9 protein-coding genes and 1 tRNA gene are annotated in these 15,211 nt (G+C 62.1%); 4 read left to right on the forward strand and 6 right to left on the reverse strand.

Annotation, left to right across the window (positions count from 1 at the left end; translation table 11 throughout):
- Positions 1–45 precede the first annotated feature (45 nt).
- Positions 46–1,113, reverse strand: coding sequence for an HNH endonuclease signature motif containing protein (locus M3G19_RS01625; protein ID WP_259900129.1), 1,068 nt, complete (start codon positions 1,111–1,113; stop codon positions 46–48).
- 135 nt (positions 1,114–1,248) lie between these two features.
- Positions 1,249–2,721 carry a 30S ribosomal protein S1 gene (rpsA, locus tag M3G19_RS01630; RefSeq protein WP_259900130.1) on the reverse strand — a complete coding sequence of 491 codons (1,473 nt, stop codon included), beginning with the start codon at positions 2,719–2,721 and terminating at the stop codon, positions 1,249–1,251.
- Between the two features lie 359 nt (positions 2,722–3,080).
- On the opposite strand from rpsA, the gene M3G19_RS01635 reads away from it, so the two are divergent.
- On the forward strand, positions 3,081–4,364 hold the full coding sequence (locus M3G19_RS01635) for a hypothetical protein (RefSeq protein WP_259900131.1): 1,284 nt from the start codon (positions 3,081–3,083) through the stop codon (positions 4,362–4,364).
- A gap of 62 nt (positions 4,365–4,426) precedes the next feature.
- Here the strand turns inward: M3G19_RS01635 and polA are convergent, their stop codons facing one another.
- Positions 4,427–7,045: a DNA polymerase I gene (gene polA / locus M3G19_RS01640; RefSeq protein WP_396121730.1), complete on the reverse strand. Its 2,619-nt coding sequence runs from the start codon at positions 7,043–7,045 to the stop codon at positions 4,427–4,429.
- Positions 7,046–7,306: 261 nt separating this feature from the next.
- Between polA and dcuC the strand changes: the two genes are divergently transcribed.
- The 3 genes from dcuC (at position 7,307) to M3G19_RS01655 (ending at position 11,466) form a co-directional block, all read left to right on the forward strand.
- Entirely contained in the window at positions 7,307–8,773 is a 1,467-nt protein-coding gene (gene dcuC, locus M3G19_RS01645; protein ID WP_259900133.1) for a C4-dicarboxylate transporter DcuC, read from the forward strand.
- Between the two features lie 138 nt (positions 8,774–8,911).
- A tRNA-Leu gene (locus tag M3G19_RS01650) sits at positions 8,912–8,985 on the forward strand.
- Between the two features lie 84 nt (positions 8,986–9,069).
- The gene (locus tag M3G19_RS01655; protein WP_259900134.1) at positions 9,070–11,466 is read left to right on the forward strand and encodes an excinuclease ABC subunit UvrA; all 2,397 of its coding nucleotides are present in this window, start codon (positions 9,070–9,072) and stop codon (positions 11,464–11,466) included.
- Here the strand turns inward: M3G19_RS01655 and M3G19_RS01660 are convergent.
- From M3G19_RS01660 to kdpC, 3 genes are read right to left on the reverse strand one after another with little or no spacing between them, the layout of a single operon-like run.
- Positions 11,442–12,125: a response regulator gene (locus tag M3G19_RS01660; RefSeq protein ID WP_259900135.1), complete on the reverse strand. Its 684-nt coding sequence runs from the start codon at positions 12,123–12,125 to the stop codon at positions 11,442–11,444. The genes M3G19_RS01655 and M3G19_RS01660 overlap by 25 nt on opposite strands.
- Before the next feature lie 9 nt (positions 12,126–12,134).
- On the reverse strand, positions 12,135–14,642 hold the full coding sequence (locus M3G19_RS01665; RefSeq protein ID WP_259900136.1) for a DUF4118 domain-containing protein: 2,508 nt from the start codon (positions 14,640–14,642) through the stop codon (positions 12,135–12,137).
- A 4-nt stretch (positions 14,643–14,646) separates the two neighbouring features.
- Positions 14,647–15,210, reverse strand: a complete 564-nt coding sequence (gene kdpC, locus M3G19_RS01670; protein WP_259900137.1) for a potassium-transporting ATPase subunit KdpC — start codon at positions 15,208–15,210, stop codon at positions 14,647–14,649.
- Between the last annotated feature and the right edge of the window lies 1 nt (position 15,211).

The following is a 15,211-nucleotide window of genomic DNA, read 5'->3' on the forward strand; positions in this document are numbered from 1 at the left end:
CCTTTAGGCGTGCGGAAGTGGCCGTGGGGTGTGGTGGCCCCTCGGCTATGTTCCGAACAGCAGGTGCATCGCACCGTATTGGTGTGTGCTGTTCGCCACTGGTGTTCCGCGCGGTGAAACCCATATCGGTGTCCCATCGCGCACCTGTATTCGACCCCTGTTTGTCCGGTCAGGGTCATCGTCGTTGGTGCGGTTGTGATACCTGCACAACACCGACAGGTTATTCATATTCGTCGGCCCACCCCGGGCCCACGGAGTGATGTGGTGGACTTCGCAGTTATCGGCAGCATGCCGGCAATCCGGCACAGGACACGTCGTCAGTGTTGCTCGGGCGAGGTCTCGTTGTTTCTTATTGGCGAACCGTTTCGTGTTGTACAGGTTCACCGGCCCTGCCTGCGGGTGGAACAGTGCCACCTCAAGGTCTTTGGAATGATGGTGCATCAAGTACTCCGCACCAGTCATCGTGGTGCCATCAGACAACCCCAAGATGGTGTCATCCCCTTCGCCGCCGAGGATCGAGATGTAATCCGGCAACGGGATCTGGACCAGCGGGCGTGGAACAGCATCAGCAACCGCACCATCCTTGTGCAGCAAGTCATGGAATGCCTCGTACATCTGCGGGCCCTCAGGACGGTTAGCGTCGAGGTTTTGGCGCAGCGCGTACTCAAGGGCAGCGATATCACGCGCATCACCAGTAGCACTAAAAGTGCGCTTACCTTTCCGCTCCTTACCGAACCGCATCGACGACTCCGGTGCTGGTGTATCCACCTCAGGAACGATGTCTTTGGCGCGGCGTTTCAACGTCTCGTAGTTCCCGCGCACAGACAACAACGCGAGGCGGATCTTCCACTTTTCTCTTTCGGTGCCTAGGGGGCGGACTTGTTGTTCGATGAGCACCAATTGATCCAGTGACTTCGCCGTCTGGCGGGCGACACGCACAGCATTAGCCTGCTGGCGGGAAAACCGAGTATTTCCGTAGTAGACCTCGTAGACGCCTTTCCAATCGGCAACGCGGGTGGGGTTGGCGCCGGCATCGACAAGCTGCTGGGCGTTGAAACTCCCCAGCAAGTCGATGGCATTGCCCGCGCCCACATGCGCCGCGAATTGGTTCATGACACAAACGTTAAACCGATCGCAACCCACAATCCACCAAACAATGTCTACTTCAGTAGACAACCACGGAGGCGCGGGGCGTCGATAAGCATGCAAAAAGACCCGCACCGAAGTGAGGGCCTGTGATGCTAGGCGTTAGTTGCCTGCGAGCTTCTCGCGCAGAGCTGCGAGCTGCTCGTCGGACGCGAGGGAGCCACCCTGCTCAGCCTCACCAGCGGACGGAGCTGCCGGAGCTGCAGCCTCGCCGGAGGTGGAGCTGTAGTTGGTCTCGCCCTCGCCGGCTGCCTCTGCCTCTGCGGCGGCAGCGCGGTGACGCTCGATCTGAGCGGTGTGAGCCTCGTGCAGGCGGGCAGCCTCGGCGTAGCGAGCCTCCCACTCCTGACGAGCCTCGTCGTAGCCTTCCATCCACTCGTTGGTCTCCGGGTCGAAGCCCTCCGGGAAGATGTAGTTGCCCTGCTCGTCGTAGGAGTCGGCCATGCCGTAGCGGGACGGATCGAACTCCTCGGAGTAGTCCTCGTCAGCCTGCTTGAGGGACAGGGAGATGCGACGACGCTCGAGGTCGATGTCGATGACCTTGACCATGACCTCTTCGCCGACGTTGACAACCTGGTCCGGCACCTCGACGTGGCGCTGAGCCAGCTCGGAGATGTGGACGAGGCCCTCGATGCCCTCCTCGACGCGGACGAACGCGCCGAACGGGACGAGCTTGGTGACCTTGCCCGGGACGATCTGGCCCACAGCGTGGGTGCGGGCGAAGACGCGCCACGGATCTTCCTGGGTGGCCTTCAGCGACAGGGAGACGCGCTCGCGGTCGAGATCGACGTCGAGCACCTCGACGGTGACCTCGTCGCCGACGGTGACAACCTCGGATGGGTGGTCGATGTGCTTCCAGGACAGCTCGGACACGTGGACCAGGCCGTCAACGCCGCCAAGGTCGACGAATGCGCCGAAGTTGACGATGGAGGAAACGACACCCTTGCGGACCTGCCCCTTCTCCAGCTGGTGGAGGAAGTCGGAGCGGACTGCGGACTGGGTCTCTTCGAGGTATGCGCGGCGGGACAGCACGACGTTGTTGCGGTGCTTGTCCAGCTCGATGATCTTGGCTTCGAGCTCCTGGCCGATGTACGGGTCCAGGTCGCGGACGCGACGCATTTCGACGAGGGATGCCGGCAGGAAGCCGCGCAGGCCGATGTCGAGGATGAGGCCGCCCTTGACGACCTCGATGACCGTACCGGTGACCGGCTGGTCGTTCTTCTGCAGCTCTTCAATGGTGCCCCAGGCACGCTCGTACTGCGCACGCTTCTTGGACAGAAGCAGGCGACCTTCCTTGTCCTCCTTGGTCAGGACAAGTGCGTCGATCTCATCGCCGACTTCGACGACCTCGTCGGGGTCGACATCGTGCTTAATGGAGAGCTCGCGGGTCGGAATGACGCCTTCGGTCTTGTAGCCGATATCGAGGAGGACCTCGTCGTGGTCGACCTTGACGACGGTGCCGGTGACGATATCCCCATCGTTGAAGTACTTGATGGTCGCGTCAACTGCGGCGAGAAAATCCTCAGTGCTGCCAATGTCGTTGATGGCAACCTGCGGGGTAGTAGAAGTGGGCATAGGTTATGTTGCTCCGAAATGGATAGGAGATAGCGGTTGGACATGAGCGCATCTCTCGAAAAAAGCAGCTTATCGACGCCCCAAAAGAGGCCTTACTAGCTGGGATTTCGATCTCGCCCCCGCCGTGGGCGGCCCTCCTATTACAACCGAGGCCACGTGGGCAGCGTAGATACGCCTTTGCGAGATTAGTTGATTTCCCCAGCTTGGGCAAACTTTGATCCGGTGCGTCGCGCGGAGGATTTTCATGCGCTCCTGTGTAGGACACGTGGCGCGAATTCACCATTTTCCCACCAATTTCTTTATTCTTATACAGTCAACCAAATTTGATAGTGCCCACAGGGCACGTAGGTGGTGTTTTTATGTTGAAGCGCGGTATCGGTATCGGCTTCGCTTTCATCGGTGTCGTTGTGGGCGCCGGTTTCGCTTCCGGCATGGAGGCGTTCCAGTACTTCGTCTCATACGGCGACATGGGCATGTGGGGCATTGTCCTCGCCAGTGTCGTCATGGCTTTCGCGGCGGTGGCTTTCCTCGCCTTCGGTTCCTATTTCCAGGCAACTGAGCACACGCGTGTGTTCGGCGAAGTCTCGGATGGCCTGTCCTCGAAGATCATGGACTGGTCGGCAATCGCCTGCATGTTCAGCGTGGGCTTCGTGATGTTCGCAGGTGCCGGCTCGAACCTCGAACAAGCATATGGCTGGCCGATCTATATCGGCGGTGTGGCCATGCTGATCATCATGCTGCTGGTGGGCCGGCTGGATGTGGACAAGATCTCAGTGGTACTGGGGCTGGTCACGCCGCTGCTCATCATTTTCGTCCTGATTGCTTCGATTTGGACGTTCACGCACACGAGCGTGGACTTTGCGTCGCAAAGCGATTGGGCGCAGGAGAACGTCCAGGGCGCGACAGGCGCTCCGACCTGGTGGCTCGGCGCGCTGAACCACACCGGCCTGAACGCACTGTGCACTGTGTCGATGGCGATCGTGATCGGCGGCGATAATTTCGACAACAAGTCGGTGCGCATCGGCGGCATGGTCGCGGGTTTCCTGTACGCGGCGATGCTGGCGCTGCTCGTGATCACGCTGTTCATGGAGGCTGACAAGGTCAACGGCGACGACCTGCCGCTGCTGACCGTGCTTTTCAATATCAATCCGGCACTGGGCCAGGTGATGACGTGGGTCATCTTCCTCATGGTGTTCAACACGTGCCTGGGCATGATCTACGCGCTCGCGAAGCGCTTGACGCGTAAGAACCCGGACAATTTCTACAAGGTCTACGTCGGCGCATGCCTCGTCGGCTTCGTGCTGTCCTTCATTGGCTTCAAGCCGCTCGTGGCCAACCTGTACCCGATCCTGGGTTATCTTGGCCTGTTTGTGATTGCGGTGCTGGTCTACCAGTACTTCCGCTACCGCGATCGTCTGGACCGCGAGGGCGAGCTGCGCACAGCGGCTGTCGACCTGGTCACCGACGAGGAGAACCTCGATCCGGACAGCGAGTTCGCGGACATGTCGCTCGACGAGCTGGCTGAGGAATCCATGCTTGACGACGACGAGTTCCACGAAGCCCTCGAAGCCGAGGTCGATGACGAAAACGCCAGCGCAGAGACCGCTGGCGGTACTGAATCTTCAGGCTCCACGAAGATCTAGGAGGTTTCCCCTCCCCCTTTGTATTAGCCCGGGGTGCCGCGCTTTTGGCGCAGGCTCCCGGGCTAATGTGCTGCTTCGTCCCAGTTGGTGCCAGTTCCGGCCGAAACTTCCAGCGGGACACGCAGGGTGATGGCTCGGTCCATTTCCTCCTCGACGATCGCTTGGACCTGCTCGAGCTCGCCGGGGGCAACCTCGACGACGAGTTCGTCGTGGACCTGGAGGAGGACGCGGGATTGCAGGGGTTCGGCGCGGGAGGCGTCGTTAAGCGCGGCGTCGACGCGGATCATCGCGACCTTGATGATGTCGGCGGCGGTGCCCTGAATAGGAGCGTTGAGCGCGGCGCGTTCGGCGTTCTCGCGCGCGATGCGATTGTCGGAGGTCAGCTCGGGCAGGTAGCGGCGACGGCCGAAGACGGTGGAGGTGTAACCGTCACGACGGGCCTGTTCGACGACGTCATCGAGATAGCGCTTCACGCCGCCGAAGCGCTCGAAATAGGACTCCATGATCTTCTTGGCTTCCCCGGCGGGGATGCCGAGCTGGTTGGACAGGCCGTATGCGCTCAAGCCGTAGACGAGGCCGTAGCTCATAGCCTTCACGCGGCGGCGGAGTTCGGGGGTGACGTCGTCGATCGGCACGTCGAAGACGCGAGAACCGACGAAGTTGTGCAGGTCCTCCCCCTTCTTGTACGCCTCGATGAGGCCGGGATCCTCGGAGAGATGCGCCATGACGCGCATTTCGATCTGGGAGTAGTCGGCGGTGAGCAGGCACTCGTAGCCATCGCCCACGGTGAATGCGGAACGAATACGGCGGCCAGCTTCGGTGCGGACCGGGATATTCTGCAGGTTCGGCTCAGTGGAGCTCAGTCGCCCGGTGGACGCGACGGTCTGGTTGAAGGTCGTGTGGATGCGCCCATCGTCGTGGACGGATTTGATCAGCCCTTCAATGGTGGATTTGAGCTTTTGCCATTCGCGGTGCGCGAGCAACTGGTCCAAGAACGGGTGCGGGTTCTTCGCCGCGAGCGCCTCGATCTCCTTGGCGGCGGTGGAATAACCGGTCTTGGTTTTCTTCGTCTTGGGCAGCTCGAGTTTGTCGAAGAGAACGACGGAGAGCTGCTTGGGGGACGAGAGGTTGAGATCGGGTTCGTCGACAAGCGTGCGTGCTGTCTCTTCGGCGTCGGCGACTTTCTGCGCGATCTCTTTCAGCTGGGCTTCTAGGACATCGGTGTCGACCGCGATGCCAGTCTCTTCCATCTCGGCGAGGATGGTCACGAGCGGCAATTCGAGGTCAGCGTAGAGCTCGTAGGAGTCAATGGTGCGGAGCTCCTCGCTCAAATGCGCGGCGAGCTCGAGGATGGCGAGGGCGGAATCGAGGTCGGCGGTGTCGTCGTCAAGCAGGCTGAGTTGGTCGCTGGATGCCGCGAGTTGGCGCTGCAGGTGGCGCTGGTAAACGTCGGCGAGGTCGTATGTGCGCTGGCCGGGGCGCAGCAGGTACGCGGCAATGGCGGTGTCGTGCGCGATGCCGCGCAGCGTGATCCCGCGCCCGCGCAGCATGTGCCATGCGGCCTTGGCGCTGTGGAGGTATTTCGGCGCGTCGGATTCGAGCCACGCCTTGAGCGCGGTGTCTTCCTCTGGCGTGAGGTCACTCAAGCGCTTGCAAACGCCGTGCCGCTGCTTATCGACGACCCCCAGCGCCCACGCGTCCCCGCCCGCCGGCGTGGCGTCGCCCTGGATAAAAAGGGCGAGGCCTTGACCCTCGCGGGCTGCAAGCCATGTGTCGAGCGCCTCGTCGTCGACGGTGAGCTCCGGCAATTCCTCTGCCTGTGTTTCGGCCGCGGCTCCGTCGGTGGGAACCGCAGCGAGCACGCGCTCGCGGAGGTTGACGCCGAATTCGAGGTCGTCGAATGCCGTTGCCACGGCAGTGACGTCGGCGGGCTTGAGCTCGAGTTCGTCCGGACCGACGGGCAGCTCGAGGTCGCGCACCATCTGGGTGAGCTCGCGGTTGAGCTGGACCTGCTCGATGCGCTCGCGGAAATTGTTGCCGGCCTTGCCCTTGATCTCCTCGGCATGCTCGATGAGGCTATTCAAGTCTCCGTACTGGACGATCCACTTGGTGGCCGTCTTCTCCCCCACGCCCGGAATATTCGGCAGGTTATCCGACGGGTCGCCGCGCAGCGCCGCGAAATCCGGATACTGCGCGGGCGTAAGGCCGTATTTCTTTTCCACTTCCTCCGGCGTGAAGCGCGTCAACGTCGATACTCCGCGCGTCGGGTACAGCACCGTGACCTTGTCGTTGACAAGCTGCAGGTAATCGCGGTCGCCGGTGACGATGACCACCTCATAGTCATCCTGCGCCTGCGTGGTGAGCGTGGCCAGGATGTCGTCCGCCTCGTAGTTCTCCTTGGTGAGCGTGACGATGCTCAAGTCCCCCAGCACATCCTGGATGAGCGGCACCTGCCCCTTGAATTCCTCCGGTGCTGCCGCGCGCTGCGCCTTGTACTCCGGGAAACGCTCCGTGCGGAACGTCTGGCGTCCGATGTCGAACGCCACGGCGACGTGCGTGGGCTGCTCGTCGGCCAAAATATTCGAGAACATCGACAAAAAGCCGTACACCGCATTCGTGTGCTGGCCGCCGGAGGTGGAGAAATTCTCCGCCGGCAGGGCGTAGAACGCACGGAAAGCCATCGAGTGTCCATCGATGAGCAGCAGGCGTTTCGGTGCAGAGGTCGCGGAAGCATTAGAGGGAGTCACGCCGTCCCACTCTACCTACGGCGCCGGGCCTGAAGGCCCATGTGCACGAAGAGCGGTTCCGGGCCGGGTGCACACATACTGCAATTCACAATGAGCTATTTCTCACATCGGTTTTTCTCCTCAACGTGGCCCGTGCCGTCGGCCCGCTCAATAGGCTAGATAACGTCTTAACGGCCCATCGCAGGAATCATTCACATGGTTTTCATCATTCTCGCTGCCGCCGCGATCGCGGCTGTCGGCTATTTCATTTTCAAGAAGGTCCATGCCGCCTCGGCGATTTTCGCCGTTGGAGTGCTCTTGCTGATGATCGCTGCCGCAACTGGGCGGATCGACCACTCGGCCGCGGAGATCGAAGCGACCGGCAATGCCTTCTACGACGAACTACTGATCATCGAGTCCCTATTCAAGTCCCGCTATTCCGGCACCGGCATGGCCATCATGGTGCTCTTCGGATTCGTCGGATACATGCGCCACATCGGAGCTGACGCGAAAACTGTCGTCGCGCTATCCAAGCCACTGCGGAAATTCCACGGTTCCTACTGGCTCGTGCCGATCGGATTCCTCGTCGGAACACTATTGTCGCTCGTCGTTCCATCGGCGGCGGCTCTGTCGCTGCTGCTCGTGGCGACACTCATGCCGGCCCTCATCGCCGCCGGGCTTTCTCCGCTGACAGTAGGCGCGATCATCGTGACCTCCTCCACGATTGCACCGTCCCCGCTGGAGGCGGGCCTGATTCAAGGTGCGTCGTTGACGGATATGACAGTCACCGAATTCGTATTCGGCAATGTCGCGAAAGCGACGGTCCCGTCCCTGATCGTCGTCGCCGTCACCCACACGTGGTGGCAGCGCCACTGCGACATCAAGGACGCGGCCAAGAAGCAAGCCGAATTGAGGTCCGGCGGGGCAGGTTCACCGGATGGCGCCGATGACACCGAGGCTGCAAGCGCAGCCGCCGAGCAGGAGGCTGAATCCGACCGGCGAGTGCGCGAGGCCGTCGAGCGCGCCCAGGGCCTGCCCGGCTTTTACGCGGTGCTGCCGTTACTGCCCCTGATCTTGATCATTATTTCTGCGCTGCTGAATCGCTTCGGCGTCCTTGATTTCGAAGCGCACATTCTCCCCGTCACGGTGGTCTCCCTCATGATCACGATGATCATCGAGGCCATCAGGCTCAAGAGCGTCGAACACGCCGTAGATTCGTTCAAGGAATTCTTCAACGGCCTTGGCGAAGCCGCCGCCGGGGTGGTGGCGCTCATCGTGGCCGCGGCGATCCTGGTCGAAGGCATCACGCAAATGGGCGTTATCGAGGGCCTGACATCGCTCGCCCAGCATTCGTCCGGCGCCGCTGCGCTGATGGTCGTCATCTTTGTCGCGGCCACGGGCCTAATGGCCCTATTGACAGGGTCCGGGGTCGCCCCGTATTTCGCCTTTTCCGAAATGGTCCCCGGGCTCGCGACAGAAACCTCCATTCACGCCCCGCAGATGCTGACGTCCATCTGGTCGGCCTCCAACCTCATGCGCCAAGGCTCCCCCGTCAACGCAGCGGTCATCGTTGTCTCCGGCGCCTTGGAGGTCAACCCGATTGACCTCGTACGTCGCACAATGGTGCCGATGGTTGCCGGCACCGTCGCCTCTGTGGTGTTCTCCTTCCTTCTCATCGGTTGAACTCCGTGCTCCGTCATCGGGTGAGCACCCTACCGCCCGGGGGGCGTGTGCCGCGGGTGCCTGCGCCGCCCCCCATATGGTCGCTGGGCGGGGCGATTCTCGTGTCGCGCTCCGGCTGCTATATACTTTCCCGTCGATGCCCCAGTAGCCCAATTGGCAGAGGCAACGGATTCAAAACCCGTCCAGTGTGAGTTCGAGTCTCACCTGGGGCACAACTAATCAGCCGATAATCACCCGGTAGCCAGCTGGCTCCTCCTGCTCCGCATCCGTGGCAGCGCGGGTCTACGCTTCCCCTTGTGAGTGAAAAGCAGCAAGGGCGCGCCGATGCCCACGACGCGATTGTCGTCACCGGCGCGAAAGAGAACAATCTCCGCGATATCTCCGTCTCCATTCCGAAACGCCGTTTGACGGTGTTCGCCGGGGTGTCCGGTTCGGGCAAGTCGTCTCTGGTCTTCGACACGGTCGCGGCGGAATCGCAGCGTCTGATCAACGAGACGTACTCGACGTTCGTGCAGGGGTTCATGCCGTCGATGGCCCGGCCGGACGTGGTGGGGTTGTCGGGGGTTACGGCGGCGATCGTCGTGGACCAGTCGGCGTTGGGCGCGAATGTGCGCTCCACGGTGGGCACGGCGACGGATGTGACTCCCCTGCTGCGGGTGCTGTTTTCGCGCATCGCGGAACCGCACGCTGGCGGGCCGGGCGCATATTCCTTCAATGTCCCCAGCGTGTCGGGCGGCGGTGTGCTGACGGATGCGACGGGCAAGAAGACGGTGCGCAAGAACTACACGCGCACCGGCGGCATGTGCCCGTCGTGCGCGGGTACGGGACGCGCGGCGAAATTCGACGAAGCGGAGGTCGTCGATGACGCGCTTTCGCTTGACGACGGCGCCATCCTCGCCCCCGGCTTCAAGCCCGGTTCCTGGCAGTTGCGCGCCTACTCCGAATCCGGCAAATACCCCACGGACGTCCCGGTCGGCCAATTCACGGCGGAGCAGCGCCATGCACTTCTCTACGGCGAGCAGGAGAAAGTCCAGTATCTCGGGTTCAACACCACCTACCAGGGCCTCATCCCCAAGCTCGAGGGGTCGCTTTTGAGCAAGGAGAAAGAAGGCCTCCAGAAAGCGGCCCGGGAATTCGTGGACCGGGCTGTCACCCAGGTGGAGTGCCCGGCTTGCGGCGGCACCCGCTTGGTGCCGCACGCGTTGGAGTCCACGATCAACGGCAAGAATATTGCTGAGCTCTGCGCCATGGAGGTCAGCGATCTGGCGGAGTGGTTCAGCACGGTGGATGCGCCGGAAGTGGCGCCGCTTTTGGCGTCGATACGCGAGGCTTTGGCGAATTTCGTGGCGATCGGGCTCGGCTACATCGCGCTCGACCGGCCGAGCTCGACGCTCTCCGGTGGTGAAGCGCAGCGTGTGAAGATGATCCGCCATTTGGGTTCAGCGCTGTCGGACGTGACGTACGTGTTCGACGAGCCGACCGCGGGCCTGCACGCTGCCGATATCGACCGGCTCAACGACCTGTTGCTCGCGCTGCGCGACAAAGGCAACACGGTACTCGTGGTGGAGCACCGCCCGCAGACGATCGAGATTGCGGACCATGTCATCGAAATGGGGCCGGGTGCTGGTGCGGACGGCGGCCAGGTGGTGTGCGAAGGAAGCGTCGATAAGCTGCGCGGAGCCGGGACCCGGACCGGTGAGAGCCTCGCACTCGGTGTGGATCTCAAGGACGAGCCGCGTGAACCGTCGGGGTGGTTGAAGATCCGTGGGGCGGACGAGAACAACCTCGCGGGAATCGACGTCGACATTCCCACCGGCGTCCTCACTGCCGTCACTGGCGTGGCGGGGTCCGGCAAGTCCTCGCTGCTCAGCGCACTGAAAGCAACGGCGCTTATCGACGATGCCGTCTGGGTCGACCAGTCCCCCATCTCCGGCTCCCGGCGCTCCAACCCGGCGACGTTCACCGGCGCGCTCGACCCGATCCGCAAGGCGTTCGCCAAAGTGTCGGGCGAGCCCGCATCAATGTTCTCCCCGAACTCCGACGGCGCCTGCCAGCACTGCAAGGGCGCGGGCGTGGTCTATGTGGACCTCGGGCTCATGCAGGGTGTCGACGTTCCGTGCGAAGTGTGCGAGGGCAGGCGTTTCGACGACGCCGTGCTGGTGCACACCCTCGGCGTCAAGAATATCGCCGAGGTCCTGGCCATGCCCGCGGCGCAAGCGCAGCCGTTCCTGAAGGAGAACAAGGTGACGGCGGCGGCGAAGATGTGCGGCCATCTGGTGGATGTGGGACTCGGTTATGTGACGCTGGGTCAGCCGCTGACCACGCTGTCTGGTGGCGAACGGCAGCGTCTCAAGCTCGCAGCCAGCCTGAAGAAGCCCGCCCCAGCCTACGTGCTCGACGAGCCGACGCACGGACTGCACCTGACCGATTCGGCGCGCCTAGTGGAGCTCTTCGACCGGCTTGTCGACGGCGACGCCAGCGTCATCGTCGTCGAGCACAACCTCGCGGTGATCGCGCGGGCTGACTACATCGTCGACCTCGGACCCGGGGCAGGATCTGCCGGCGGCCAGGTGGTGGCGTGCGGGACGGTGAGGGATGTCGCAGATAAGCACAACGAGACCGGCTCCATGACCGGGCGCTATCTGGCCGGCGCTAATACGTCTGCCCCCTATCTTCCGCGAACCAGCCGGTAACCCACGCCCGGTTCGGTGAGCAGGTGGTGGGGCCGGGTCGGGTCGCTTTCGATCTTGCGGCGAATCTGGTGGGCGTAGACGCGCAGGTAATTCAGTTCACGGCCGTAGCCCGGCCCCCAGATGGCGCCGAGTAGTTCGTCGTGCCGCACGAGGGCCCCGTCGGCCTTGGCGAGCGTGCTGAGCATGCGCCATTCCGTCGGTGTGAAATGCAGTTCACCGCCACCTTTCGTGGCGCGGGATTCGGCGAAATCGAGCACGAGGTCGTCCGCGACGAACGACGGGACGACAGACGAGACGACTCCGCTGTTGCGCAACGACGCCCTCACGCGCGCCATCAGCTCCTCCACGCCGAAGGGCTTGGTGACGAAGTCGTTGGCACCGTCGTCAAGCGCTTCAACGATGTCTTCCGCTTGGTCGCGGGCCGAAAGGACGATGATCGGCACGGCCGAGGTCTCCCGCACGCGGCGCAGGACCTCTGTGCCGTCGATATCGGGCAGCCCGAGGTCGAGGATCACAAGCTGCGCCGGGTCGGCAGACATTTCATCGAGTGCGTCCGCGCCGCAGCTGACGCATACGGATTCGTACCCGCGGGCGCGGAGGTTGATGCGCAGTGTGCGCAGCAAGGTGGCGTCATCATCGACGACGAGAATCTTGGTCATTGGTGCTCCTTAAATTGTCTCCGCTTGCGCAGCTGGGGGTGCAGGCATGGTGACCGTCATCGTCAGGCCTCCACCAGGGGTTTCAGATGGGGTAACCGCACCGTGCATCGCTTCCGCGAGTCCGCGTGCGACAGCGAGTCCAAGTCCGACGCCATCGCTTGTCGACGTATCCCCTTTTCTCTGGAACGGCTGGAAGATCGCTTCCCTGTCTTTGCGTTTCACGCCCGGCCCTGAATCGACAATTTTGATGGAAGCACCTGTTTCGGCAGGCCCAGTCCCCACACGAATGGAGCCAGAGCGCTGATAACGCAGCGAATTCTCCAACAGGTTCGTGACAACACGTTCCAGCAGTCCCGCATCGACATACGCCAGCGCCGCTTCGTCTGAAGGCAGGTACGCAACCCGGTCTGGTTCGCTGACTTGGGAGATGTACTCGGGCAGAAGCTCCCGAAGATCGTAGACATCCGGCTTGGCCACGAGTGCACCTACCTGCAGACGGGACATGCCGAGCAGATTTGTGATGAGTTTGTCCAGCTTATTCGCGCTGAATTCGATCGATTCCATGAGCTCCTCGCGCTCTTCAGCCGTGAAGGTCACGGCGGTGCTGCGCAGGCTCTCAATTGAGGCCATGATGCCTGCTAGCGGTGTCCGCAGGTCATGGGATACAGCGGACAAAAGCGCTGTGCGAGCTTTATTGTCCTGCTCCAGATCGTGGGCAGTTGAAGCCGACTTCTCCAGCGCGTCCTTTTGCAGAAGGGCCCGTGCGTACACGGCGCAGGCGCTGATCAGCCGCCGGTTCTCAGCTGAAATATCTGCTGGTTGAAGAATCAATTCGTGTGTGTCGTCAATCGCGTCGTGTTCACTTTCGCCGATCTTCTTCAGATCAAAGGCGGCCGTGCTTTGCACTATGTCGATGTGGCCCCGCTGAGACAGCTTTTCGACGACGGCAGCGCCCTCCAGCCCGCACATCTCCACGATCTGGTCGAGCAGAATGCGGAACTGGTCGGTCGAGCCCAACAGCACGTTGGTCATGTCTGCCATCGCGGTCGCCTCTGTTTGGGCAACACGCGCCTCATGTAAGCGGAGCGCGTAGCGGTTCACCAAGGATGCCACGATGATGGCGACGCTGACCGAAATGAGCAGAGCAACGGTGTTCGCTGGGTGCTGAATAGTCAACGTGCCGTACGGGGGTGTGAAGAACCAGTCCGCGAGCAAGGACCCTAAAACGGCGGCTGTGATTGACGGCCACAGTCCGCCGACGAGGGCGACTACGACCGCAATCAACAAGAAGAGCGGAGACACCAACGCGAGATTCGGGTGAACCTGGAATGCGAGGGAGATGGCTGTCACCAGGACTGGAAGGATGAACGCCAGAACGAATCCTTGTTTCACACGCTGCCCAGGCAGCGCCCGCGTGCGATTGCGGCCGACCTGCGAACCGCCGTCGGCAAGCGCGACTACGTGCGTGTCGATCTCTTTGGAACTCTCGATAATGGCTTCGCTGAAACCGCGCGAGAAGAGTCGCTGCCACGTAGGACGTCGGCTAGTACCAATGATGATCTGACTGGCATTGCAACCGCGCGCGAAATCTAGGACGGATTGGGCCGGGTTTTCTCCGGTGACTGTGTGGAAGGTCCCGCCGAGCTCTTCGGTGAGTTGACGCAACCGGGCGATGTCCGGAAGCGTGGCTCCCGACAATCCGTCGGACCGGGTAGCGAAAACCGCAAGGAGCTCGCCGCCCACTCCCCTTTTCGCGATGCGGGCTCCGCGCCGCAAGAGCACCTCGCTGCCCCGGCCCCCTGACAGAGCGACGACGACGCGTTCACGGGTCGGCCACGACTTTTCGATGCTGTTGTCGTTGCGGTACCGCGCTAGAGCCTCGTCCACTCGGTCAGCTAGCCACAGCAGCGCGAGCTCACGGAGCGCAGAGAGGTTGCCTTCCCGGAAGTAGTTCGTCAACGCGGCGTCGATCTTCTCCGGTTTGTAAATGTCACCGTGGGCCATTCGCTGCCGCAATGCCTCAGGGGACAGATCGACGAGGTCGATTTGGTCCGCTGCGCGAAGCGCGCCGTCAGGGATCGTCTCGTTTTGAACGACTCCAGTGATGGTCTCAACGACATCGTTGAGCGATTCGATGTGTTGGACATTGACGGTGGAGATGACGTCGATCCCGGCGTCGAGTAGCTCTTCAATGTCCTGCCACCGCTTCGCGTTGCGCATTCCGCGGGGATTGGTGTGCGCCATTTCATCGACGAGCGCGACATCCGGATTCCGTCTGAGAATGGCGTCGAGATCCATCTCCGGAATCATCGTGCCTTTGTACTCGACCTCTGTTCGAGGCACGACTTCGAGCCCCTCCACCTGTTTCAAGGTGAATGCTCGACCGTGTGTTTCGACGAGGCCGACCACCACGTCCTCCCCCGCCTCCGCGAGTCGGTGCCCTTCAGTGAGCATGGCGACAGTCTTGCCCACGCCGGGCGCGCCGCCAAGAAAGACGCGTAGTCGACCTCTCGTCATGGTGTCAGCTTTCGTAGGACAGGGAGTAGTTCAGTTCGTTGACGTTGACGGTATCCTGCCCGAAGAATCCGAACAGGGCTTTGTCGGTGTGATCTTCAACGAGCTGTTCCACATCCTGTTCGCTCATCCCCCGGGCCTGAGCCACACGGGGCACCTGCCACAGCGCGTACTCCGGAGAAATGTGCGGGTCGAGGCCGCTCGAGGAAGCAGTCAGTGCCTCCGGCGGGACGGGTCCGGCACCGGGGTTCGCTGCCTCAAGATCCTGCCTGCGTTCCTCCATGAGGTCCTTGAGGTCCTCCGACTCCGGCGACAGATTGCTGCCGCCCGATGACTCGCCGTCCCAATCCGCGGCGGACGGACGGGGCTGGAAGAATTCAGGGCCACCGGCCGGCTGAGCGATGAGCTTCGAGCCGACAACTTCGTCACCGGCTTTTTGTAGAGAGCCATTAGCTCTCGCCGGCATGGCCAAACCAACAGCCACCATGAACAGCGGATACACGACGCCGAGAATGATGGTGAGTACGACAACGGCGCGGAATGCGGCGCCTGACTGACGGAGTGTATTCATT

The organism is Corynebacterium sp. p3-SID1194 (assembly GCF_025144155.1).
Classification (GTDB): Bacteria; Actinomycetota; Actinomycetes; order Mycobacteriales; family Mycobacteriaceae; genus Corynebacterium.

What these genes read in the sequence shown, in the direction of transcription:
- M3G19_RS01635 (WP_259900131.1), top strand. Translation starts at nt 3,081, where the DNA reads ATGTTGAAGCGCGGTATCGGTATCGGCTTCGCTTTCATCGGTGTCGTT.
- rpsA (WP_259900130.1), bottom strand. Translation starts at nt 2,721, where the DNA reads ATGCCCACTTCTACTACCCCGCAGGTTGCCATCAACGACATTGGCAGC.
- M3G19_RS01625 (WP_259900129.1), bottom strand. Translation starts at nt 1,113, where the DNA reads ATGAACCAATTCGCGGCGCATGTGGGCGCGGGCAATGCCATCGACTTG.
- dcuC (WP_259900133.1), top strand. Translation starts at nt 7,307, where the DNA reads ATGGTTTTCATCATTCTCGCTGCCGCCGCGATCGCGGCTGTCGGCTAT.
- kdpC (WP_259900137.1), bottom strand. Translation starts at nt 15,210, where the DNA reads ATGAATACACTCCGTCAGTCAGGCGCCGCATTCCGCGCCGTTGTCGTA.
- M3G19_RS01665 (WP_259900136.1), bottom strand. Translation starts at nt 14,642, where the DNA reads ATGACGAGAGGTCGACTACGCGTCTTTCTTGGCGGCGCGCCCGGCGTG.
- polA (WP_396121730.1), bottom strand. Translation starts at nt 7,045, where the DNA reads ATGGCTTTCCGTGCGTTCTACGCCCTGCCGGCGGAGAATTTCTCCACC.
- M3G19_RS01660 (WP_259900135.1), bottom strand. Translation starts at nt 12,125, where the DNA reads ATGACCAAGATTCTCGTCGTCGATGATGACGCCACCTTGCTGCGCACA.